At 70.4% G+C, this 22,893-nt stretch carries 19 protein-coding genes; 9 read left to right on the forward strand and 10 right to left on the reverse strand.

Annotation, left to right across the window (positions count from 1 at the left end; genetic code table 11):
- Window positions 1-191 precede the first annotated feature (191 nt).
- The 3 genes from D7X99_RS35130 to D7X99_RS35140 form a co-directional block, all read right to left on the reverse strand.
- On the reverse strand, window positions 192-605 hold the full coding sequence (locus D7X99_RS35130; RefSeq protein WP_120580209.1) for a hypothetical protein: 414 nt from the start codon (window positions 603-605) through the stop codon (window positions 192-194).
- 50 nt (window positions 606-655) lie between these two features.
- On the reverse strand, window positions 656-1,699 hold the full coding sequence (locus tag D7X99_RS35135) for a diguanylate cyclase (RefSeq protein ID WP_121781588.1): 1,044 nt from the start codon (window positions 1,697-1,699) through the stop codon (window positions 656-658).
- Between the two features lie 173 nt (window positions 1,700-1,872).
- Window positions 1,873-2,493 (reverse strand): tRNA (guanosine(46)-N(7))-methyltransferase TrmB, encoded by a 621-nt coding sequence (locus D7X99_RS35140; protein ID WP_121781589.1) that lies wholly within the window; start codon window positions 2,491-2,493, stop codon window positions 1,873-1,875.
- A gap of 80 nt (window positions 2,494-2,573) precedes the next feature.
- Between D7X99_RS35140 and D7X99_RS35145 the strand changes: the two genes are divergently transcribed.
- The 6 genes from D7X99_RS35145 (at window position 2,574) to D7X99_RS35170 (ending at window position 10,935) form a co-directional block, all read left to right on the forward strand.
- Window positions 2,574-3,500 carry a bifunctional riboflavin kinase/FAD synthetase gene (locus tag D7X99_RS35145; RefSeq protein WP_121781590.1) on the forward strand — a complete coding sequence of 309 codons (927 nt, stop codon included), beginning with the start codon at window positions 2,574-2,576 and terminating at the stop codon, window positions 3,498-3,500.
- Window positions 3,501-3,731: 231 nt separating this feature from the next.
- Window positions 3,732-5,432: a type IV-A pilus assembly ATPase PilB gene (gene pilB / locus D7X99_RS35150; protein ID WP_121781591.1), complete on the forward strand. Its 1,701-nt coding sequence runs from the start codon at window positions 3,732-3,734 to the stop codon at window positions 5,430-5,432.
- Window positions 5,433-5,480: 48 nt separating this feature from the next.
- A complete protein-coding gene (locus tag D7X99_RS35155; RefSeq protein WP_120580214.1) occupies window positions 5,481-6,593 on the forward strand; it encodes a type IV pilus twitching motility protein PilT in 1,113 nt (370 codons plus the stop codon).
- A gap of 55 nt (window positions 6,594-6,648) precedes the next feature.
- Window positions 6,649-7,905: a type II secretion system F family protein gene (locus D7X99_RS35160; protein ID WP_120580215.1), complete on the forward strand. Its 1,257-nt coding sequence runs from the start codon at window positions 6,649-6,651 to the stop codon at window positions 7,903-7,905.
- 19 nt (window positions 7,906-7,924) lie between these two features.
- Window positions 7,925-9,502: a nitrogen regulation protein NR(II) gene (locus D7X99_RS35165; RefSeq protein ID WP_169827426.1), complete on the forward strand. Its 1,578-nt coding sequence runs from the start codon at window positions 7,925-7,927 to the stop codon at window positions 9,500-9,502.
- Between the two features lie 44 nt (window positions 9,503-9,546).
- A complete protein-coding gene (locus tag D7X99_RS35170; protein WP_121781606.1) occupies window positions 9,547-10,935 on the forward strand; it encodes a sigma-54 dependent transcriptional regulator in 1,389 nt (462 codons plus the stop codon).
- Here D7X99_RS35170 and D7X99_RS35175 read toward each other — a convergent pair.
- A complete protein-coding gene (locus D7X99_RS35175) occupies window positions 10,898-11,905 on the reverse strand; it encodes a glycosyltransferase (RefSeq protein ID WP_121781592.1) in 1,008 nt (335 codons plus the stop codon). The genes D7X99_RS35170 and D7X99_RS35175 overlap by 38 nt on opposite strands.
- A 114-nt stretch (window positions 11,906-12,019) precedes the next feature.
- Here D7X99_RS35175 and D7X99_RS35180 point away from each other — a divergent pair, with 114 nt between their 5' ends.
- Window positions 12,020-13,852: a glycosyltransferase family 39 protein gene (locus D7X99_RS35180; RefSeq protein WP_147476358.1), complete on the forward strand. Its 1,833-nt coding sequence runs from the start codon at window positions 12,020-12,022 to the stop codon at window positions 13,850-13,852.
- 20 nt (window positions 13,853-13,872) lie between these two features.
- The gene (locus D7X99_RS35185; RefSeq protein WP_121781594.1) at window positions 13,873-14,532 is read left to right on the forward strand and encodes a methyltransferase domain-containing protein; all 660 of its coding nucleotides are present in this window, start codon (window positions 13,873-13,875) and stop codon (window positions 14,530-14,532) included.
- Between the two features lie 10 nt (window positions 14,533-14,542).
- Here the strand turns inward: D7X99_RS35185 and D7X99_RS35190 are convergent, their stop codons facing one another.
- The gene (locus tag D7X99_RS35190) at window positions 14,543-15,652 is read right to left on the reverse strand and encodes a glycosyltransferase family 4 protein (RefSeq protein ID WP_158627120.1); all 1,110 of its coding nucleotides are present in this window, start codon (window positions 15,650-15,652) and stop codon (window positions 14,543-14,545) included.
- A gap of 133 nt (window positions 15,653-15,785) precedes the next feature.
- Window positions 15,786-17,600 (reverse strand): tetratricopeptide repeat protein, encoded by a 1,815-nt coding sequence (locus tag D7X99_RS35195; protein WP_158627121.1) that lies wholly within the window; start codon window positions 17,598-17,600, stop codon window positions 15,786-15,788.
- A 178-nt stretch (window positions 17,601-17,778) separates the two neighbouring features.
- Between D7X99_RS35195 and D7X99_RS35200 the strand changes: the two genes are divergently transcribed.
- Window positions 17,779-19,539 (forward strand): tetratricopeptide repeat protein, encoded by a 1,761-nt coding sequence (locus tag D7X99_RS35200; RefSeq protein ID WP_121781597.1) that lies wholly within the window; start codon window positions 17,779-17,781, stop codon window positions 19,537-19,539.
- Window positions 19,540-19,542: 3 nt separating this feature from the next.
- On the opposite strand, the gene D7X99_RS35205 is transcribed toward D7X99_RS35200, so the two are convergent.
- From D7X99_RS35205 to D7X99_RS35220, 4 genes are all read right to left on the reverse strand, one after another.
- Window positions 19,543-20,310 (reverse strand): ABC transporter permease, encoded by a 768-nt coding sequence (locus D7X99_RS35205; RefSeq protein WP_121781598.1) that lies wholly within the window; start codon window positions 20,308-20,310, stop codon window positions 19,543-19,545.
- Window positions 20,307-21,287: an ABC transporter ATP-binding protein gene (locus D7X99_RS35210; protein WP_120580505.1), complete on the reverse strand. Its 981-nt coding sequence runs from the start codon at window positions 21,285-21,287 to the stop codon at window positions 20,307-20,309. Before D7X99_RS35210 ends, D7X99_RS35205 begins: the two co-directional genes overlap by 4 nt.
- A complete protein-coding gene (locus D7X99_RS35215) occupies window positions 21,268-22,194 on the reverse strand; it encodes a pilus assembly protein PilG (protein ID WP_121781599.1) in 927 nt (308 codons plus the stop codon). The genes D7X99_RS35210 and D7X99_RS35215 overlap by 20 nt, the downstream gene beginning before the upstream one ends.
- A 94-nt stretch (window positions 22,195-22,288) precedes the next feature.
- Window positions 22,289-22,876: a prepilin-type N-terminal cleavage/methylation domain-containing protein gene (locus D7X99_RS35220; RefSeq protein ID WP_121781600.1), complete on the reverse strand. Its 588-nt coding sequence runs from the start codon at window positions 22,874-22,876 to the stop codon at window positions 22,289-22,291.
- Window positions 22,877-22,893 lie beyond the last annotated feature (17 nt).

Here is a 22,893-nt window from a genome sequence, read left to right on the forward strand (position 1 = left end):
ACAGGGCTTTTCGTCGGCAGCGTCAGATGTGTATAAGGGAAAGGGTGGGGGCAGTCGAGGACGGCGTCACCGGGCCACCGGGCGTCGAGCCCGGTCTCCGGATGACTTCGACTGCGGGGAGCACCCGCCGTGTCTTCCTGTCGTTCACGGTTGTACGTTACCTGATGCGCGGAGTCCGGGCATGCCCGGGCTCACGGCTGGGGGGATGCTGAAAAGTCCACCTTCCACCCGGACGGTTCCCTCACCATCCGGACCTCGCCCGACCTGCCCGCCGAGCGCACCACCAAGGTCGCCACGTCGCCCTCCTGCCGGAGCAGCGAAACCTCCTGAACATCCGCCGGCACCGGGACATTCGCGAAGAACAGCGGGAGCGGCTCCGGCTTCACCATGCCCCCGGACGCGTCGCTCACCTGCTGCGCCCGCGTCTTCAGGACCTGCTGGGTCTGTTGTGACAGCCCTGCGTACGCCTTGGGCAGCTCTCCGCGCTGCACGTGCCGGTGGAACGTCTGGTAGGCCCCCACGGGGGTATCCGGCTGCAGCCGGCTGCAGCCGCTCAGGGCTAGGAAGGCGAACAGCAGCCAGGTCGTCATCGCGAGCGGGCGCATGGGGCCTCCGATTTAGGTCAAACCGCCGCCGTGGGGAAGCGGGAGGTGTGTCACGCCGCGTGCTGGTGGACGCGATTGCGCCCCGTTCCCTTGGCGGAATACAGGCTGGTGTCCGCCGCGCGCAGCAGGGCCTCCGTGCCCGGCAGGTCGTCCGCGGGCACCGTCGCCACGCCCAGCGACGCGGTCAGCTTCACCTCCTGCGACGTTCCGTCCGGCGACTTCCACGTCAGCTCCAGCCGCTCAATCGCCTCGCGCACCCGCTCGCACGCCCGCAACGCGTCCTGGGGGGCCGCCTCCGGCAACAGGGCGATGAACTCCTCGCCGCCGTAGCGGGCCAGCAGGTCCACCTCCCGCAGCGTGCCGCGCGCCGTGTGCGCCACCGCGCGCAGCACCTCGTCCCCGAAGGGGTGGCCGAACGTGTCGTTGATGCGCTTGAAGTGGTCGATGTCCAGCATCACCAGCGACAGGGGAGACCGGTACCGGCGCGAGCGCATGAACTCCTCGCTCAGCCGCTCCTCGAAGTAGCGCCGGTTGTACAGGCCCGTGAGCGCGTCCGTGCGGCTGAGCGCGAGCAGCTCCTGCCGGCGGCGGTCCAGCTCGCGGTTGGCCCACTCCAGCTCGCGGTTCTTCTCCAGGAGCGCGTCCTGCAGCGCCTTGAGCCGCAGCATGGACTTCACGCGCGCGCCCAGCTCCAGCATGTCGAAGGGCTTCACCAGGTAGTCGTCCGCGCCCAGCTCCAGCCCCTCCACCTTGCCCGCCGCCTGCCGGGCCGTCATCAGGATGACGGGGATGAAGCCGAAGCCGCCCTCGCCCGCGTTCGCCTTGACGATGCGGCACACCTCCACGCCGCCCAGGCCCGGCATCTCCACGTCCATCACGATGAGGTCCGGCCGGCCCGCGCGGATGGCGGACAGCGCCTGCGTCCCGTCCAGCGCTTCCTTGAAGACGTAGCCGTGCGGGGCCAGGCCCTCACGCACGTGGCGGATCTGCGCCGGATCATCGTCCACGATGAGCACGGTGCGCCCGGAGAAGTCATTGGCGGGTCCGCTCCTGCGCACGCCCTCCGGCATCCGTTTCCTTTCGGCTTCCGCCATGAGGCGCCCACCCCCAACAGGATGCGGTCGTGGCCCGACGTCGCGAGTGTCCCCTGGGGCAGGGACCCCGTGGGCGGATTCTCCTCCGGGGGGAGGGCGCTGCCAAGGGCCCTCGCGGGCACCCGCGGACACGAGGCCGCCGGGCGTCCAGGGCCAGACAGGTCCGGTGCGGGCTACGGCGCGGATTTCACCAGGCGTGCGCGGTACACGGGCTCTCCGGATGACAGGTAGCGCCGCTCGCGGGTGGAGGGCACCTCCTCCGGGTCGTACGGGTGGAACACCCCGGCGCCCAGCGGGTTGTGGAAGCCCGCCGCCTCCAGGATGTTCAGCATGGCCACCCCGCGGTCCTCCACGTCGGTGCGCATGTCGAAGCGGCCACCGGGCTTGAGCAGCCCCAGCATCACCTTCGCGAAATCGGGCTGCACGACGGCCCGCTTGGCGTGCGAGCGCTTCCACCACGGGTCGGGGAACTGCAGGTGGATGACGTCCAGCGACCCGGGCGCGAAGATGCGCGGCACCACGAAGCGCGCGTCGGATTCGACGACGCGCAGGTTCTTCAGGCCCGCCTTCTCCGCGCGCATCTGCGTGTCGCGCGCGTACTTCTTGCGCCACTCGAAGGCCACGAAGCGCACGCCGGGGTTGCGGCGGCAGTACTCCAGCGCGTGCCCACCCGCCCCGGAGCCGATCTCCAGCTCCAGCGGCCCCGTGAAGCCGAACTCCGCTTCCCAGTCCGGGGGCGCTTCCAGGGGAACGAACTTGAGGCCGACCGGTTCAGGGAGCAGGGCAGGGCGCATGGCGGGAACGGGGGCCTCTAACCATGGAGCCGCGTGGGTTGGCCAGGGCAAAAGCGCGCGGGGTGGTATAGGGAAGGGCCATGAGGGTCTTCCAGTCCGTGTCCGAGGCGGGCCGCCAGCTTCAGGGGCAGGCCCTCGCGCTGGGCAACTTCGACGGCGTGCACGTGGGCCACCAGGCCCTCTTCGCGGAAGCGCTTCGCCACGCCCCCGCGAACGCGCTCACCTTCCAGCCCCACCCGGGCAAGGTGCTCCAGCCGGACCTGGCGCCCAAGCTGATTACGCTCCTGCCGCGCAAGCTGGAGCTGCTCGCCGCGTGCGGCCTGTCCCACGGGGTGGTGCAGCCCTTCACACGCGACTACGCGCGCTCCACGCCGCAGGACTTCGAGGCCGCCCTCTTCGACACGCTGGGCGTGGGCCACGTCGTCGTGGGCAGTGACTACACCTACGGCGCCCAGCGCGCCGGCACCGTCACCACGCTGCGTGACGCGGCGGCGAAGCGGGGCGCCCGGGTGCACGTGGTGCAGCCGGTGAACGTGGACGGCGTCGTCGCGTCCTCGTCGCGGATCCGCGAGTACATCCTGGAGGGCAGGGTGGGCGCGGCCAGGCGCCTGCTCGGCCGCCCGTTCGACCTGGACGGCACGGTGGTGTCCGGCGCGGGCCGGGGGCGCACCATCGGCTTTCCCACCGCCAACGTGGACACGCAGAACGAGCTGCGGCCCGCGCCCGGCGTGTACGCCATCCGCGTGCGCCTCCTGGCGGAAGCGGATGGGCCCTGGCGGCCGGGGGCGGCCAACATCGGCGTGAAGCCCACCTTTGGCGGCACGGAGGTCACCATCGAGGCGCACCTCCTGGACTTCACCGGCGACCTCTACGGCAAGGAGCTGCGGGTGCAGTTCCTGGAGCGGCTGCGGCCCGAGCAACGATTTGGTTCCGCCGCAGAGTTGGTGGGTCAAATCAAGCGCGACGTGGAGGCCGCCCGCACCGTGGTGGCCCGCGGCGACGGGTAGGGGCCCCAGAGCGGCTCCAGAGCCCAGGGGCGCGCCCTCCGGAAGAGGGCTCCGGACAGCAAGGGAGCACGCCAGGGCGCCTTGACAGGCCGCGCATCGGTTTCCTCTAATCCGGGAGGATCCGTGCCAGGGCTTCAGGCCCCTGTAGCATGGCCTCATTCCCCCCGCGGGTCCCGCTGACAGCCGGGGCTCTGGCTGTTCCCTCCTCACGCTCAAAGAGGCATCCCAGAAATGTCCGGTCGACTCGGTGAATTGCTGGTGCGCGAGAACCTCATCTCCGTCCAGCAACTCCGCAAGGCGCAGGAGGAGCAGCAGAAGAGTGGCGCGCGCATTGGCACGGCGCTCATCAAGACGGGCGCCATCGAGGAGTCGAAGCTCACCGACTTCCTGTCGAAGCAGTACGGCGTCCCGGCCATCAACCTGAAGGACTTCGACATTGATCCGGACATCATCAAGCTCGTGCCCAAGGAAGTGGCCGAGAAGCACCTGGTGATCCCGGTCAACCGCGCGGGCCCGTCCCTCATCGTGGCCATGTGCGACCCGTCCAACATCTTCGCGGTGGACGACCTGAAGTTCCTCACCGGCTACAACATCGAAGCCGTCGTCGCGTCCGAGATCTCCATCCGCGAAGCCATCGAGCGCTACTACGCGGAGAAGGGCCCCTCGCTGGAGGACATCGTCGGCGACGTGGACGACGACATCGAGGTCGCCAAGGAGGAGCAGGAGAACGTGGATGAGATGGCCAAGGCCGCGGATGACGCGCCCGTGGTCAAGCTGGTGAACCTCATCCTCATGGACGCCATCAAGAAGCGCGCGTCCGACATCCACATCGAGCCGTACGAGAAGGACTTCCGGGTCCGCTTCCGCATCGACGGCGTGATGTACGAGGTGATGCGCCCGCCCATGAAGCTGCGCAACGCCATCACCAGCCGTCTGAAGATCATGGCGTCGCTGGACATCTCCGAACGGCGCCTGCCGCAGGACGGCCGCATCAAGATCAAGATCGGCGGTGGCAAGGAGATGGACTTCCGCGTGAGCGTGTGCCCCACGCTCTTCGGCGAGAAGGTCGTGATGCGCTTGCTCGACAAGAGCAACCTGCAGCTGGACATGACCAAGCTGGGCTTCGACGCGACGCCCCTGGCCTGGTTCAAGGAGGCCATCGACCGTCCCTACGGCATGGTGCTGGTGACGGGCCCCACGGGCTCCGGCAAGACGACGACGCTGTACTCGGCGCTCTCCAGCCTCAACGACGTGGGCACCAACATCTGCACCGCGGAGGACCCGGTCGAATTCAACTTCGCCGGCATCAACCAGGTGCAGATGCATGAAGACATCGGCCTGAACTTCGCGGCCGGCCTGCGCTCCTTCCTCCGCCAGGACCCCGACATCATCATGATCGGTGAGATCCGCGACTTCGAGACGGCGGAAATCGGCGTGAAGGCGGCGCTCACGGGCCACCTGGTGCTCTCCACGCTGCACACCAACGACGCCCCGGGCACGGTGAGCCGTCTGCTCAACATGGGCATCGAGCCGTTCCTCGTGACGGCGTCGCTCAACCTCATCCTCGCCCAGCGTCTGGCGCGCCGGCTGTGCCCCGCGTGCAAGCGCCCCGCGGAGAAGGTGGACGAGCAGGCCCTCATCGACGCGGGCATCCCGCCGGACAAGATGGGCACCTTCACCATGTACGAGAAGGTCGGCTGCCGCGAGTGCAACGACCGCGGCTACCGCGGCCGCGTGGCCATCTACGAGGTCATGCCCTTCTGGGACGGCCTCAAGGAGCTGGTCATCAACGGCGCCTCCGCCGCGGAGCTCAAGCAGGAGGCCATCCGCCTGGGCATGAGCAGCCTGCGCATGAGCGCGCTCAAGAAGCTCATGGACGGAATGACGACGCTCGAAGAGGTCGTGGGCAACACCGCGCCGGACCGCTTCTAGTCACCCCACCTCCTTCCCACACTTCTTCCTCCGACAGGACACGCATCCGTGGCCAACCTGCACCAGCTCCTCAAGGCGATGGTCGAGAAGGGCTCTTCCGACCTCCACATCACCACCGGCTCGCCGCCGCAGCTCCGCGTGGACGGTGAGCTCGTCCCGCTCAAGACGGCGCCGCTCACGCCCGTGGAGACCAAGCAGCTCTGCTACTCCATCCTCACGGACGCCCAGAAGCACAAGTTCGAGGAGGAGAACGAGCTGGACCTGTCGTTCGGCGTGAAGGGCCTGTCGCGCTTCCGCGCGAACATCTTCATGCAGCGCGGCGCCGTCGCCGGTGCGTTCCGCACGATTCCCTTCAAGATCCTGACGTTCCAGGAGCTGGGCCTGCCGCCGGTGGTGGCGGAGCTGGTGAAGAAGCCCCGCGGCCTCATCCTGGTGACGGGCCCCACGGGCTCCGGCAAGTCCACCACGCTGGCCTCGATGATCGACAAGATCAACACCGAGCGTCATGAGCACATCATGACCATCGAGGACCCCATCGAGTACCTGCACCCGCACAAGAACTGCCTGGTGAACCAGCGCGAGGTCGGTGCGGACACGCGCAACTTCAAGACGGCCCTCAAGTACATCCTCCGCCAGGACCCGGACATCGTGCTGGTCGGTGAGCTCCGAGACCTGGAGACCATCGAAGCGGCGCTCACCATCGCGGAGACGGGCCACATCTGCTACGCGACGCTGCACACCAACAGCGCGGTGCAGACCATCAACCGCGTGCTGGACGTCTTCCCGCCGTACCAGCAGCCCCAGGTGCGCGCCCAGATGTCCTTCGTGCTGGAGGGCGTGATGAGCCAGGCGCTCGTCTCCAAGGTGGGGGGGCCGGGCCGCGTGCTGGCCCTGGAGGTCATGGTGCCCAACCCCGCCATCCGGAACCTCATCCGCGAGGACAAGGTCCACCAGATCTACTCGTCCATGCAGGTGGGCCAGGCGAAGTACGGCATGCAGACGTTCAACCAGGCGCTGGCCGCCCTTCTGGCGCGCCGGGTCATCTCCCAGGACGAGGCCTTCGGCCGTTCTTCCGACCCGGAGGAGCTGCGCAACATCCTCGCCTCGGGTGGTGGAACGGGCGGGGCCCAGCGGCCGGCCGGGGGAGCGGGTGCCCGTTAGTTTTGGGGCATGAAAATCACAGGTTAGACTCCTCGCCCTCCCCGGAGGTCCCGTTATGGCAGCACCAGCAGTGCAGCAGAAGGCGACAGCGTCCAAGAAGAACAGTGCCCAGTTCCTCTGGGAGGCGAAGACCAAGAGCGGGGAGAACAAGAAGGGCGAGATGGAGGCCCCGGACATCGAGGCCGTCAACGCGCGCCTGAAGTCGCTCGGCCTCAACCCCACGAAGGTGCGCAAGAAGGGCGCCCTCGACGGGGCCATCTCCCTGCCCGGCATGGGCGGGGTGACGGGCAAGGACATCCTCATCTTCACCCGTCAGTTCGCGACGATGATCGACGCCGGCCTGCCGCTGGTGCAGTGCTTGGACATCCTCGCCAGCCAGATGGACAACCCCGCCTTCAAGAAGGTGGTGTTCGCCATCAAGAGCAAGGTGGAGCAGGGCAGCACCTTCGCGGACGCGCTGAAGGAGCACCCCAAGATCTTCGACGAGCTCTACGTGCAGCTGTGCGCCGCGGGCGAGGTGGGCGGTATCCTCGACACCATCCTCAACCGGCTCGCCGCCTACCGTGAGAAGAGCGAGAAGCTGAAGGCCAAGGTCAAGAGCGCCATGACCTACCCGTCAGTGGTCATCCTGGTGGCCATCGGCGTGACGGCGCTGCTGCTGCTCAAGGTGACGCCCGTCTTCGAGAAGATGTTCGCGGACTTCAACTCCAAGCTGCCCGCGCCCACGCAGGTGGTCGTGGACATGTCGAAGTTCGCCCAGGCGTACTTCATCCACACCGTGGTCGGCATCGCGGCGGTGGTGTTCTCCTTCACCTGGAGCTACCGCCAGCCCAAGGGCCGCAAGTTCTGGGACAAGGTCTTCCTCAAGATGCCCCTGTTCGGCGACGTGCTCCGCAAGGTGGCCGTGGCGCGCTTCACGCGCACGCTGGGCACGATGATCTCCTCGGGCGTGCCCATCCTGGACGCGCTGGACGTGACGGCGAAGACGGCCGGTAACCGCACGGTGGAAGAGGCCATCTACTACGTGCGCGGGAAGATCGCCGAGGGCAAGAACATCGCGGGCCCGCTGCTGGAGACGAAGGTGTTCCCCTCCATGGTGGTGCAGATGATTGGCGTCGGCGAGGCGACGGGCGCCATGGACACCATGCTCAACAAGATCGCCGACTTCTACGACGACGAGGTCGACACGGCGGTCAGCGCCCTCACCTCGATGATCGAACCGCTCCTCATGGTGTTCCTGGGCGGCGTGGTCGGCGGCTTCCTCATCGCCATGTACCTGCCCATCTTCTCGCTTGCCGGCGCCATCAAGTAGCGCGGGCGGTGGAAGGCTGATGCGCGGCGTGGCCCCCGGGCTGCGCTCGCGTCTGGTGTGGCTGGTGTTGTTCCGCACCGTCGCGGCGAGCCTGTCGCTCGTCGTGACGGTGGTCCGGCTGGCGACCCAGCCCGCGCAGGAGCCCAGCCGCGCGGACTCGCTGTCGTTCGGGGTCATCGCGGCGGCCTACGTCCTCACGGTGGTGACGGGCCTGCGCTTGCGCCGGGGCACCGCGGGGCGCCTGGACGCCGTGGTGCAGGTGGTGGGCGACGTCATCATCGCCACCGGCCTGGTGTTCCTGAGCGGCGGCGCGGAGTCGCCGCTGACGTTCCTCTACAGCCTGGCCGTCATCGGCGCGGCGGTGGTGTTGGATCGGCGCGGCGCGCTGTGGGCCGCGGTCGTGTCCTCGCTGGCCTTCACCGGGCTGCTGCTGGTCATGCGGCTCACCCTGCCGGCGGACGCCCCGACGATGGCGCCCTCGCGGGTGCTCTTCGTGCTGGGCAGCAACGTGCTGGCGCTGGGCCTCATCGCCGTGCTGTCCGGCTACCTGTCGCGCCAGTTGTCCGCCACGGGCGGTGCGCTGTCCCAGAGCGAGGCGGACCTGCGCCGGCTGGGGCGGCTGCAGCAGCTCATCCTGTCCTCAATGCCGTCAGGGCTCGTCACCTGTGACGCCGAGCGGCGCGTCACCTTCCTCAACACCGCGGCCTGCGGCATCCTCCAGGTCACGGACAGCGCGTGCGTGGGCCAGCCGCTGGAGAAGCTCCTGCCGGGCGTGTCCGTGCTGGCGCCGCGCGCCACCCGGGGCGAGCTGCGGGTGAAGACGCCCGGGGGCCAGCGGGTGCTGGGGCTGTCCGTGTCGCCCCTGGAGGGCGAGGCGGGCTCGCTGCTCATCGTCTTCCAGGACCTCACGGAGCTGCGGCGCATGGAGGAGGACCTCAAGCGCACGGACCGGCTGGCCAGCCTGGGCGCGCTGTCCGCGCAGCTGGCGCACGAAATCCGCAACCCGCTGGCCGCCATGCGCGGCTCCGCGCAGCTGCTGGCCCAGGACTCGTCCGGTGACGTGGTGGTGACGAAGCTCACCGGCATCCTCACGCGTGAGGCGGACCGGCTGGCGCGGCTGGTGGAGGACTTCCTGCGCTTCGCGCGCCCACCCGAGCCGCAGCGCCGGCCGGTGGCCCTGGACACGCTGCTGTCGGAGACGGTGGACATGCTCCGCGCGGACCCGCTTTCACGCGAAGTCCAGATGGAGGTGCGCTCGCTGGACGCGCTGACCGCGCCGGTGGACCCGGACCAGCTGCGTCAGGTGCTCCTCAACCTGGTGCGCAATGGCATCCAGGCGGCGGGGCCGAAGGGAACGGTGCGCGTGGCCCTGGCGCGCGCGGACAAGGAAGCGCAGATTCGCGTGTGGGACTCGGCGGGCAGCATCACGGAGGAGATGATGGGACACCTGTTCGAGCCGTTCTTCACGACCCGCAACGGTGGCACCGGGCTGGGCCTGTCCACCGCGCACTCCATCATCCACGCGCACGGAGGCACCATCCGCGTGACGTCCAATCCCGCTGAAGGCACCGAGTTCCTCGTGGGGCTGCCCCTGTGACGGCGCCGCTCCCTCATGACGGTGGGTCGCGCGGCCACGTGCTGGTGGTGGACGACGAGCTGTCCATGCGCGAGTACCTGGAAATCCTCCTCGTGCGGGAAGGCTACGCCGTGACGAGCGTGCCCTCCGTGGAGAACGCGCGGGCCATGCTGGAGAAGGACCAGGTGGACCTGGTCATCTCCGACATGAAGCTGGGCTCGGGCAGTGGCCTGGACGTGCTGCGCACGGCGCGCTCGCGCAAGGAGCCGCCGGAGGTGGTGCTCATCACCGCCTTCGGCACGCCGTCCTCCGCGGTGGAGGCCATGCGCGAGGGCGCCTACGACTACATCTGCAAGCCCTTCGACAACGAGGAACTGCGGCTGCTGGTGCACAAGGCGCTGGAGAAGCGCGCGCTGCGCCAGGAGAACCTCACGCTCAAGTCGCGGCTCCTGCCCGGCCTGGGCGGGTTGCTGGTGGGGACGAGCCCCCGCATGCGCGCCCTGTGGCAGCTGGTGGAGAAGGTGGCCCCGGGCCGCAGCACGGTGCTGGTGACGGGGGAGAGCGGCACCGGCAAGGAGCTGGTGGCGCGCGCCATCCACCTGCGCGGCCAGCGCGCCGCCCAGCCCTTCCTCCCCTTCAACTGCGGCGCCCTCAATGAAGGCGTGCTGGAGAGCGAGCTGTTCGGCCACATGAAGGGGTCCTTCACGGGCGCCACGCACGAGCGGCCGGGCCTGCTCGTGTCCGCGGCCGAGGGGACGGTGATGCTGGACGAGGTGGGCGAGATGCCGCTCGCCACGCAGGTGAAGCTGTTGCGCGTGCTGCAGGAGCGCAAGGTGAAGCCGGTGGGCAGCGCTGCGGAGATTCCCTTCCAGGCGCGCGTCATCGCGGCCACCAACCGCCGGCTGGAGGCGGAGGTGAAGGCGGGCCGCTTCCGCGAGGACCTCTTCTACCGGCTCAACGTCATCACGCTGGAGCTGCCCCCGCTGCGCGAGCGGCCGGAGGACATCCCGCCGCTCGCCACGCACTTCCTGGCGCGGCTGGCGGAGGAGCTGGGCCGGCCGGCCCTGCGCTTCGCGCCGGAGACGCTGGCGGTGATGGAGCGCTACGCGTTCCCGGGCAACGTGCGCCAGTTGCAGAACATGGTGGAGCGCGCGGCCACGCTGTCGGACTCGGAGCTGCTGGGGCCCGGCACGCTGCCGCCCGCGGTGCGCGGTGAGTCGGAGCCCCTGAGCCGCCCGGGCGACAGCGGCGAGCCTTCGCTGGGCTCGGGCTTCAACCTGGAGCGCCACCTGGACGAAAACGAGCGGCGGCACCTGCTGGCCGCGCTCAAGCAGTCCCAGGGCGTGAAGACGCGCGCCGCGGAGCTGCTGGGCCTGTCCTTCCGCTCCTTCCGCTACCGGTTGGCGAAGCACGGCCTCACGGAAGAACTGGACGAGCCGTCCCCCCGGTCGTGACGGACTCCCGGGCGTCTTCCGCCTCCGGGAGCGCGACGGCGGGCTCGGCCAGGTAGCTCAGCCGCTTGGTCTCCAGCGACAGCTGGCTCACGCCCTCGAGCACCAGACCCACGAGTCCCGACAGCGCGCCCAACAGCACCAGGCCCGTGCACAGGATGGCGGTGGGGAAGCGCAGCACCTGGCCCGTCTCGAAGAACTGGAGGAAGACGGGAATGGACAAGAGCAGCGCGACGACGACGAGCACCGCTCCGAGGGCGCCGAAGAACTGCCGTGGCCGCAGCAGCCGCTGCAGCCGTAGGATGTGGACCAGGATGCGAAGGCCGTCGCGCCAGGTGTTCAGCTTGCTGTGCGAGCCCTCCATCCGCTTCGCGTAGCGCGTGGGCACCTCGCGCACGGGCATGCGCAGCTGAAGCGCGTGGATGCTCATCTCCGCCTCGATTTCGAACCCCTCCGAGGCGCAGGGAAACGACTTGATGAAGCGCCGCGACATCACCCGGTAGCCGGAGAAGATGTCCGACAGCCCCTTGTCGAAGAGGCTGGCCACCACCTGGTTGAAGAGCCAGTTGCCGGCCACGTGGCCCGCCCGGTAGGCCTCGTTCTCGGTGTGCACCCGCGTGCCCACGACCATGTCCAGGCACTCGTCCTGGAGCAGGCGGGTCATCCCTTCCGCCGCGCTGGCGTCGTAGGTGCCGTCGCCGTCCGCGACGACGTAGATGTCTGCGTCCACGTCCGCGAAGGCCCGCCGCAGGACGTTGCCCTTGCCGCGCCGGGGCTCGGCGCGCACCAGGGCGCCCGCTTCCCGCGCCACCCGGGCTGTCTCGTCCGTGGAGGCGTTGTCGTAGACGTAGACCGTCGCCGTGGGCAGTGCCTGGCGGAAGGACTGCACCGTGTGCGCGATGGCCAGCGCCTCGTTGAAGCAGGGGAGGATGACCGCGATGCGGGGCGGCGGCGCGAGGCTCGGGCGGCTCATTCGGAAGGTCGGCAAAAAAAGGGGCCACGTCCTCGTGGCGTGGAGCGCCACTCTACACGCTCCTTCCGCTGATCCACGCCCCGGGCCGTTGCGCTACGCTGCCGGGCCTCACCCATGGCTCCTCCCCCTGGCAGATCCCCCTTCCCCCCGCTCGTGCTGGCCGCCGTGCTGTTGCTGGCTCACGCGGCGCTCTGGCTGTCGTACTTCAAGGGCTTCCGCCTGGACGTGGGGAGCATCGACCTGCCGACGCCCCGGTATCTCCTGCTCGCGGCGATGATGGGCTTTCTCGGCATCCCCGTGGTGGTGTGCCTGGCGCTCGCGGGAGGCCGGGGCCTCCGGGCGGAGACCCTCCAGCGCTGGCGCTCCGCGTGGCGTGATTACCCGGACCGCCGGAGCCTCGTGCTGCTGGGCCTGATGGGCGTGCTCATTCCGCTCGCCATCCAGTCGCTGCTCCTGGGGCACGCGCCCCTCACGGACGACGAGGCCTCCTATCAGTTCGCGGCGCGCCTCCTGGCGTCCTTCCGGCTGTGGGTGCCCTCGCCGCCCCTGAAGCTCTTCTTCGACAACGGCTTCCTCGTGAACGACGGGAAGCTGTACAGCCAGTACTTCCTCGGGTGGCCGTTCCTCCTGGCGTTCGGCATGAAGGCGGGCGTGCCCTGGCTCATCAACCCGCTGCTCGCGGGAGCGACGACGGTGGCCGTCTTCCTGGTGGCGCGCGAGTGGTTCGGCTCGGCATGGGCGCGCGTCGCTGCGCTCCTGTGCCTCGTGTCGCCGCTGCTGATGACGGGCGCGGCCACGATGATGTCTCACACCGCGGTCCTCTTCGCGCTGGCGTGGCTGCTGTACTGCGTGCAGCGCTCGCGCGCGGGGGCCGGCGCGGCGGCGAGCGCGGGCGTGGCGTTCTTCTTCTGCCTGGCGTTCTGGACGCGGCCCGCGACCGCGGTGGGCCTGGGGGGGCCGCTGCTCGTGTGGTGGGCCCTGGGGCTCTGGCGGAGCGAGCGCCGAGGGGTGCCCGCGAGAGTGGGCGCCTTCCTGGCGGTGGCGGTGCCGCTCGCGGCGCTGTTCCTCGCGGCCAACGCCGCCCAGACGGGCTCGCCGTGGATGACGGGCTACCACGCGGGCCTGTTCTACGCGCGCGCCAACGCCTTCCGCTTCGCCACGTTCGCCCCCGATTCCGCGAGCGGGGAAGGCTTCTGGTACTTCTTCGTGGACCGCTCCCCGTGGCTCGCGCTGGGCCGCGGCGTGGTGGCGCTCTTCCGGCTGAGCGTGGATGGCTTCGGGTGGCCGCTGGGCCTTGCGCTCGCGTGTCTGGCGCGGGGGCCGCACGCGCGCTGGATGGCGGCGAGCATGGCCGGGCTCTGGGTGGTGCACATTCCCGTGGCGGACGCGGGCATCGACTCGTTCGGGCCGGTGCACTATTCGGAGGCGATGCTGCCGCTGGTGCTGCTGACCACGGACGGACTGCGCACGCTGTGGCGCTGGGCGTGGGCGCAGGGGCGGCCGGGGCTGGTGCCGGGCACGGTGGCGGGGCTGCTGCTGGTGTGCGCGGCCATGTACCTGCCCCCGCGGTGGACGACGCTGGCCCTGCTGGCGCGGGACGTGCGCACGCCGTTGGAGTTCGTGGAGCGCGAGGCGCCGGTGCCGTCCATCGTCTTCACGCAGCACCCCATCGCGCCGCCATGTCAGGCGGCCCCGGCGCGCCACTTCGTTTTCACCCGGCCCAACAACGGACCGGACCTGGATGACCCCGTGCTCTGGGCCAACCACCTGGGCGTGGAGCGGGACCGGGAGCTGATGAAGCGCTTCCCGGGACGCGAGGGCTACCTGCTCGTCGTGTCGCGAAAGGACTGCCAGCACCGGCTCGTCCCGCTCGACCAGGCCTCCCCCGACCGCTTCCCCTCGCCGGTGAAGGAACTGCCCTCGGATTTCCCCCCGCCGTCGCCCTGACCGCCCGCCGGAGCGTCCCGATGCTGAAGCCCGAAGCCCGCTGGCTCTCACGCCAGATGACGTCACTGGATGTCTCGCGGTTGTCCCCGCTGCTCAACGTGGGCAGCTCCACGCGCCACTTCCGTGAGGTCCAGCAGCCGTGGATCCACCAGGAGCTCTTCGCGCCGTGGCTGGCGCGGGGCGGACAGGTGGTGCACCAGGACCTCAAGGCCGACGACGGAGTGGACGTGGTGGGCAGCCTGCTGGACGCGGACTGCATGGCCCGGTTGGAGGCGCGCGGCATCCGCTCCGTGTGCTGCACGAACGTGCTGGAGCATGTCCCGGATCCCCGGGACTTCGCGCGCCAGCTGTCCCGGCTGGTGGCCCCCGGGGGCGTGCTCCTGCTCAGCGTGCCGCGTGCCTTTCCCTGGCACCCGGACCCCATCGACACCCGCTTCCGGCCGACGGTGTCAGAAGTCGCCGCGCTCTTCCCGGACCTGCGGCTCGTGGCCGGCGAGGTGGTGCCCTGCGGCACGCTCGTGCACCTGGTGGCCCAGGACCTGCCCGCGGCGGTGGGCCGGCTCCTGCGGCCGGGCCGCGGCGCCGAGCCGGGCGTCCCCCGCGAGAGCGTGGCGCGGTGGCTGTGGCCGTGGCTGGTGCGCCCCTTCGAAGTGACGTGCGCGGTGTTCGAGCGGCCCTGATGCCCGGTCCTCAGCCCTCGCGCACGAGCCGCGCGAGCGTCTGCTCGTAGTCCGTGATGAAGCGCTCCAGACCCCAGCGCTCGCGTCCCCAGTGCGCGACCTGCTCGCGAGGGGGCGGGGAGGCCAGCAGGCTTCGCACGGCCGCCGCCAGCGCGTCCGCGCCCTCCACCCGCAGCACGCCGGGCGCGTCCGAGACGTTGGCGGTGAAGGACGGATCCGTGGACACCACGGCGGGCAGACCCGTGAGCATGCCCTCCTGGAGCGTCAGGGGCAGGCCCTCGCCCCGCGAAGGCAAGAGCAGCACGTCCGCGCACGCGTAGAGCTCGTGCATGCGCGCGTGGTCCACCTGGCGCAGGTGGTCGGTCCCCGTCAGGCCCTCGATCTCGGAGGCGAGCGGGCCGTCTCCGGCCACCACCAGCCGGATGCCCTCTGGGGCAAGCCTCCGCTGCACCTCGGCCACCAGCGACACCCCCTTCTTCGGCACCAGGCGCGCGGCGAAGAGGACGAGGGGCGCGGACTCGGAAAGGCCGAAGGCGGCGCGGGCCCGGCGTCGTGCTTCCGGGGCGAGCGGCTGGAAGCGCGGTGAGAACCCCAGGGGAATCAGGCGCAGGGGACGCTTCAGGCCCACGCGGGCGAAGTAGGCCTGCACGTGGGGGCTGTACGTCACCACCTCGGTGGCGGACATCAGCACCGTGCGCCCGAGCGTCCGGTAGGCCACGTCCTGCACGGTGTCCAGCACCCCACCGTAGGGGACCTCACCCACGTGCTGGGTGATGAGCAGCGGCTTGCGGTGGCGCCGGCAGAGCGCGGCCGTCATCGCGGAGGACAGGTAGAGGCAGTCGTGCGCGTGCACCACGTCCACCTCGCGCACGAGCGCGTCCAGCTGCCGCCAGCCCGACGGGGCCCACACCGGCATGGGCACATGGAGGTTGCGCTCCAGCCAGTTCCACGCGGCCACCCGCACGCGCGCGTCGGAGACCCCGGGCGGCTCGGGCGTGGCGCCGGCAATCCACCGCACGTCGTGGCCCCGCCCGCGCAGCCCCTGGAACAGCGTCTCCACCATGATTTCGATGCCGCCAGGGTGGGGCGGCATGAAGTTCGAGACCTCGAGGATGCGCATGGCGAATGGGCCCATCGCGCGGCGGTCCGGTCCGTCTCTCTTGACGGGTGGGAGCCGACGCGGGCGGTCCCACCATCGCACGGGCCGCCGGGCCACCGGGAGCCGCATGTGACGCGCGGGCCGGGCTCCCTGCTCAGGGAGCGGACCCTCCGGCGCGGGCCGCCGCCTCGTGCTCACGCGCCTGCGCTTCATGCCCCAGCGCGCGGTGGACGCGGCCCAGCGCTCCGAGCACCGCGGGCGCGTCCGGTGCCAGCCTCCGGGCCTCCTCCAGCGGGACCAACGCCTCCTGCGCGTGTCCTGTGCGCAGCAGCGACTCGCCCAGGGAGACCCGGGCGTCGACGCTCGTTGGCGCGAGCCGGACCGCCTCCTGGAAGGCCCGGGTGGCCGCCGCGTCGTCCCTCAGCGCGTGCAGGGCCTCGCCGAGCTGGTAATGGATGCCGGATTGGTCCGGCATCCCGACGAGCGCGGCTTCCAGCAGCTCCCGGGCCCGGGCGGGTTGCCCCGCCTTGATCAGGGCCTGGGCCAGGGCATTCACGGTGGGGGGATGGGTGGGCCGCAGCCTCACCGCGTGCTCCAGCGCGGGCAGGGCTTCGTCCACGCGTCCCTCGCGCAGGAGGGCACTCCCCAACTGGTAGTGCGGCGTGGGCGCGTCCGGGCTCACCTCCACGGCATTCGCCCACAGGCTCACCTCGTCCTGCCAGACGCCCACCTGCGTCGCGGCGCTCGCGGTTGCCGCCAGCAGCACCGCGCCCGCGACGGCCGTGGGCACCAGGGCTCCCGGGGATGTGGCCTCGCGGCGCGCCCGGGCGTTCCAGACGCCCCATGCCGCGGCGAGGCCCAGACAGAGCCCCACGGAAGGCAGATAGTCGTAGCGCTCGGAGACCGCGCTCTCCCCGAGCGCGCGAAGGTGCAGCGCCGGCAGCAACGGCAGCATCAGCCACGCCAGGCCCAGCCAGGCCCCGGGCACCCGCCGCCGCAGGAGCACCAGCCCCGCCACCACGCCCAGCGCGACCCCCAGGCCCACCCACGCCCGGACTGCCGTAAGCGAGGTGACGAGCTCGAAGGGGTGCAGCACGCTCAGGCCCGAGGGCAGGACGAGCAGCCGCGCGTGTTCCGCGAGCAGCGGCAGCGCGTTGAACAGCGCGAGCCCGGGGGGCACCGAAGCCCACCCCGAATTCACCACGGAGAGACCCACGGCGTGCAGCCGCAGCGCCAGGTAGACGGCGCCGACGAGCACCAGCGGTCCGTAGCGCCAGGCCCACTCGCGCTTGCGTTCGGCGGAAGGCGGGGCGCGGTCCATCAGCTCCCAGGCGAGCAGCATGCCGGGCAGCACGGCGGCCACTTCCTTGAAAAGCAGCGCCACGAGCCACAAGCCCGCACCCGCCACCGCGCGTCCGGGACGCAGCGGCCGGAGGGCCAGGCACGCCAGCATGCCCAGGCCCGCCGTCGTGGCGGCCACGTCCATGACCGCGCTGACCCATGCCACCGCTTCCACGTGCACCGGGTGCACGGCGAAGAGCAGCCCCGCGACCAGGCCGGCTCCTGGACGCTTGTCATCCAGCACGCGCCTGGCCAGGACCCAGACGAGCAGCGACGCGACCGTGTGCAGCACGACGGGCACGAGGTGGTACGCCCAGGGCGTGGTGCCCGCCACGCCGTGCACGGCCAGCAGCAACACATGGGTCAGCGGCCGGTAGAACACGCCGTTCGCGGAGGCGCCGGGAACGAAGCCGAAGAGGGGTTGGGTGAAGGCGTTTCCCAGCGTCGCCGCCGAGCGGATCCACGGGTTGGCCTCCACGAGCACGTAGTCGTCGTAGACCAGCCCGCCTGCCACCGCCGGCGCGTACACCGCGAGCGCCGCGAGCACCACGGCCACGGCCTGGAGGCCTCCGCGCGACGGCCCGGCGGCGTGGGAGAGGGGAGGGGCGGAAGGCACGGAAGGGGTCACGAAGGAGGCTCCCACGGAGGCTGGGGCCACGATACCCGATGCGCCGGAGCGCCGAGGGGACACGCACCTGGCAGGCCAGCAGGCGTGGGGCGCGGGTGCCCGGAGGATGACCCACCGGCCCCCCGGCCAGGGGCGGGAGCGGAGTGGGTCGGTGGTAGGGTCCACCCCCTTTCGACCCATGGCCTCCACTCCCTTCCACGGTCCGCCTCCGCGCACCTCCCTCCAGGTCCTCTGGGTGGTCCTCGCGGCGCTGCTCGTCCACGCGCCGGCGCTCGCGAATGGCTTCGTCTACGACGACGTTCCCCTGCTCCTGGAGAACCCCTGGCTGCGCTCCGTGGACGGGCTTCGCGCCGCGTTCAGCCACTCCCTCTTCGGCTTCGTCGACGACGGCGCGGACTCGGGGCTGGGCTCGGGCTACTACCGGCCGCTCGCGCACGTGACGTTCTGGCTGCTGCGGGCGGTCTTCGGGACTTCCCCCTGGGGCTACCACCTGCTGCTCATCCTTGCGCACGCGGGCGCGTCCGTCCTGGTGTGGCGGCTGCTGCGGACCTGCCTGCGCGGCGAGGGCGGGGAGGACGTGTCCGGGTGGGCGGCCCTCGCGGGAGCGCTCCTCTTCGCCCTGCATCCGGTCCACACGGAGGCGGTGGTGTGGGTGAGCGGCTGGATGGACCTGAGCGCCTGCCTCGCGCTGCTGATCACGGCGCGGTTGCTCGTGCCGGGCCCCGTGTCGTCCCCGCGCGCGTGGCTGGCCGCGCTGGCGTGGCTTGGGGGGCTGCTCCTCAAGGAGACGGCCATCGTGCTGCCGGTGCTGCTCGTTGTCCTCGAGTGGGGCACTGGCACGGCACCGGTGGGGTTCCGGGAGCGGCTGCGGCGTCATGGCCCCCTGGCCGTGGCGCTGGCGGTGTACGCCGCCCTCCGGCTGAGCGCGCTGGGGCTGGCCGCGCCCGCGGATCCGCGGCGGCTGTCGAATGGAGGCGCGAGCCTGGCGGACGCGCTGTCGCTGGTGACGCGGTTCGGAGGCAAGCTCCTCTGGCCGCACCCGCTGGTGGCGGCGCCTCCCGCGTCATGGGTTCGCTCCCCGTGGGAGCCCGCGGTGCTCCTGGGGGGATTGTGCGTGATGGGCTTCCTGCTGCTGCTGGGCTGGGCGGTGCGAAGGCGCCAGGGCGCGGTCGTGACGGGGCTGGCATGGCTGGCCGTGCCCCTGCTGCCCGTCCTGGCCCTCCAGTCACGCGGCGTGGAGGCCTACGCGGAGCGCTACCTCTACCTGCCCTCGGTGGGGTTCGTGCTGCTCGTGGCGGTGGGGCTGCGGGCCCTGCTCGAGCGCTGGCCCGCGAGCGCCCGCGCGCTGACGCTCGCTTCCGGTGGGGTGCTGGCATCCTTCGCCCTGCTGACGCTCTTGCGCATCCCCGTGTGGCACGACGAGGTGTCCCTGTGGGAGACAACGGTAGAGCAGGTCCCCGAGCGTCCGTCAGCCCATGCGTGGTTGGGGGCCGCGTACCTGAACGTGCGGCGCGCGCCCGAGGCAGTGCCCCACCTGGAGACCGCCATGGCGGCGTTGCCCGGCAACTACCGCGTGCGCAGCGACCTGGCCGTCGCCTACGCGATGACGGGGCGCTTCGAGGACGCCGTGCGCCAGTTGGAGGCGGCCATCCGGCTCAAGCCCCGGAGCGCCACCCCGCGCCACAACCTGGGGCTGACGCTGCGCAGGGCAGGGCAGTTGGAATCGGCGGTGGCGAGCTTCCGGGAGGCCCTCCAACTGGAGCCCGCCCGCGCGGACTCGCACCTGGAACTGGGCCGCACACTGTTGCAGCTGGGCCGGCCCCGCGAGGCCGAGGCCGCCCTCACGGAGGCGCTTCGCCTCAAGCCGGACCTGGAGGCCGCGCGCCGGGCGCTGGCGGCGGCCCGGTCCGCGCCGTCCACCGCGCAGCCCGGGCCGTGAGCTTCAGCGGAAGTCGCGCCGCTCGAAGATGAACATGGCCAGCGCGGTGAAGACCGCGGCCCACGCCGTCCCGTAACCCACCGCGGACAGCAGGGTGGTCGCGTCGACGGGCAGCGCGTACGTGGCCTGGGGCTTGAAGTTCATCCGCTCCAGGTTGGGCAGCATGTAGAAGATGATGCGGCCCATCCAGCGGACCAGCTGGCTCTCCGAGTAGCTGGAGATTTCATACAGGTCCCCCGCCAGGTGCCCGGCGAAGTACAGGCCCGTCGTGCAGATGGAGGACACCGCGGGGCCGCAGAAGCTGGAGAAGAGGATGCCCGCGCTGCTGAGCACGAGCAGCTCGAACCACATGGCCCCGGCCGCCACCAGGTGCGTGGAGTGGATGGGCGTGTGGAACAGCAGCAGCTGGCTCAGGAAGATGAGCGTCATCGCCACCAGCACCACGCCCAGCGTCAGCATGGTGCCCGCCAGGCGCGCCAGGAGGAACTGCGTGCGCGACACCGGCTTGCTCACCATGAGGAAGATGGTGCGCCGCTCGATCTCCCGGCTCAGCAGGCCGCACGACAGGAAGATGGCGAGGAAGGCCAGGATGAGGCTCATCATCCCCAGGCCGAAGTCGGTCAGCACGCGGTCGAAGGTGCTGACCGTCACCTCCGTCACCAGCGTGGAGGACAACAGGACGATGACCGCGAACACGCCCACCACCACCGTCACGCGGTTGCGGCGCGCTTCGCGAAAACCGTTCCACATCATCGCGCTGAACGCGCTCACGTGTTGATCTCCCCGCCCACGCTCGTCGCGCGGCCCGAGTTCTTCAATGCGTCCATGAACAGCTGCTCCAGCGAGAACCGCGCCGGCTGGATGCGGTTCACCCGCCCGCCCGCGCCCAGCACCCCGCCCAGGAGCCGCTGGCTGTCCGCGTCCGACACCTGCAGGAGCACGCGCCCGTCCAGGGCCTGCGCGGACTCCAGCGTCACGCCCAGCTCCTTCACCTTCTCCAGGGGCAGGTTCTCCACCACCATCTCCACGGTGGGCACCTGCGCGGACACCAGCTCCTGCACGCTGCCTTCGCGCACGCGCCGCCCGCCCACCAGCACCGCTAGGCGGTCACACAGGGCTTCCACGTCCGGGATGATGTGGCTGCAGAACAGCACCGTCGTGCCGTGGTCCCGCTCGGCGAGGATGAGGTCGCGCATCTGCCGGCGGCCCAGCGGGTCCAGGCCGCTCGTCGGCTCGTCCAGGATGAGCAGCTTCGGCCGTCCCACCAGCGCCTGCGCCAGCGCCACGCGCTGCACCATGCCCTTGGAGTAGCGGCGGATCTGCAGCTTCTCCGCGCCCGCCATCTCCACCGCGCCCATCACCTCCGTCACCCGCCGGTCCAGGTCCTGGCCGCTCAAGCCGGACAGCTGTCCCGCCAGCGTCACGAACTCCCGCCCGGTGAGGTACTCGTAGGGCGCCGGGTTCTCCGGCAGGAAGCCCACCAGCCGCCGGGTGGCCGCGTGGTCCACCGGCTGCCCGTACAAGAGCGCGGTGCCGCCACTGGGCCGCACCAGGTTCATCAGGATCTTGATGGTGGTGGACTTGCCCGCGCCGTTGGGACCGAGCAGGCCGTAGATCTGCCCGGGGCCCACCTGGAGGTCCAGGCCCTGGAGCGCCCGCACGGTGCGGTTGAGCCAGAAGCCTACCTTGTACGTCTTGGAAAGCCCCTGGGCCTGGATGGGAAGGGCTTCAGGGTGTGGTGTCTGCATTGGGAGCCATGCCCTCCGGTTGGGCGTTGGGGCGGATGCGTTTTCCTTCGGGAGTGCGCTCATCGTAGATGACCTGCAAGCGGAACTCCGAGGTGGACGAGTACACCCGGCCGCCGTCGCCAATGAAGAGGCGGCCACCCAACGGATCCGCTGGCAGCCGGGTCATCCCTCCATCCTCCACCAGTGCTTCCAAGGTGGCGGGAGCGCGGCCGTGCCGGGTGCGGTAGCGCGCCACCTCCGCGTCCAACTGCTGGAGCACGCGCTCCTGGAGGATTTCCCGGACGCGGCGGTCGTAGGTCCGGCGCGTCTCTTCGTCCTCGGCGCCGTCGCGCATCATCACCGCCAGGGACAGGCCTGTGTCGAAATCGCCGGCCTGGGCATACAGCCGCGTGGCCAGCGCCGAGTACCAGGCCGGCGCATCCCTCCGGCGCGACAGCTCCGTGATGATGTCCGCCGCTTCCTTGTACTCGCGGTGGAAGAACATCAGGTTGTAGGCAAGCTGGAACCACGTGCGCGAGTTCTCCGGCACGTTCCGGGTCCCCTTGCGCAGCAGCTTCGTGGACTCCTCGACGTTGGCGTACTGCTCACGTCCCAGGTGGATGGGGATGGTCGTCCCCGCGAACCAGTAGACCGTCGCGAACTTGGGATCCAGGTCCGTCGCCAGGTCCGCGTAGGCGTAGACGTCCCGGTAGTCCGTAGGGGTCTTGGATCTGCCGATGCGGTTGAGGGTGAGGATCCAGAAGTAGTCGGTCACCAGCCCCAGCTGTCCCCGGAAGACGGCGCGCAGCAGCCCGGGGCGCGGCAGGAGCGGCCGGTCGTTCACCCGAAGCGTCGGGGTAGGTGGGGCCGCCAGCAACACGACGCAGAGCAGGGCGGCGGGCAACAGCAGGGCAGGCAGCTTGCGCATGGGCTCCACGAAAACGCCAACGGGGTCCCCGGAATGATCCCAGAGACCCCGCGTGCTGGATCATGCCTCCTCGTTCAGACGGAAGCCAGTGACATCACGGGCAGCTGACGTCGTTGTAGGCGTTGCCCGGCTCGCCACCGGAGACGGCGTCCTGGTCGTTGCCGCAGACGGCCGCCAAGTCGACGGTGGTCGCCGCGGAGGTGATGCCCCACGTGTCGGCGTCGTCGTCGTTGTCGACGTTACCGAAGGCCGTCGCGTTGAAATCGCAGGAGGGGCAGCTCGCGACACCGGGAATCACGCCGGCGGTGAGCGCCTGGGTGCCCGACGGCTTGTTCTTGAAGCGGGCGATGTCCTGGCCGATGCAGCCGTCGGTGTACAGGCGGGCAGCAACCGCCGCCGGCGCATCGCAGTCGGCCAGGCCGTAGCTGTAGCGGTTGCCGGCCTCAGGCGTGAAGCCCAGCTTCTTGAAGTCGATGATGTACGTGTCCTTCTCGCCGAAGTACGCCTTCTGGGAGGTGTACAGGGCCTTCAGGTTGGTCTTCGCCTCCGACTGCTTCGACTTCGCCTGGAAGCGCATGAAGTTCGGGATGGCGATGGCGGCCAGGATGCCGATGATGGCGACCACGATCATCAGCTCGATGAGGGTGAAGCCACCCTTCTTCCGGAAGAGACGGTTCATCATGATTGGGGACTCCGCAG

Origin of the sequence: Corallococcus sp. AB032C (genome assembly GCF_003668935.1) — a bacterium.
GTDB classification, from domain to species: Bacteria; Myxococcota; Myxococcia; order Myxococcales; family Myxococcaceae; genus Corallococcus; species Corallococcus exiguus.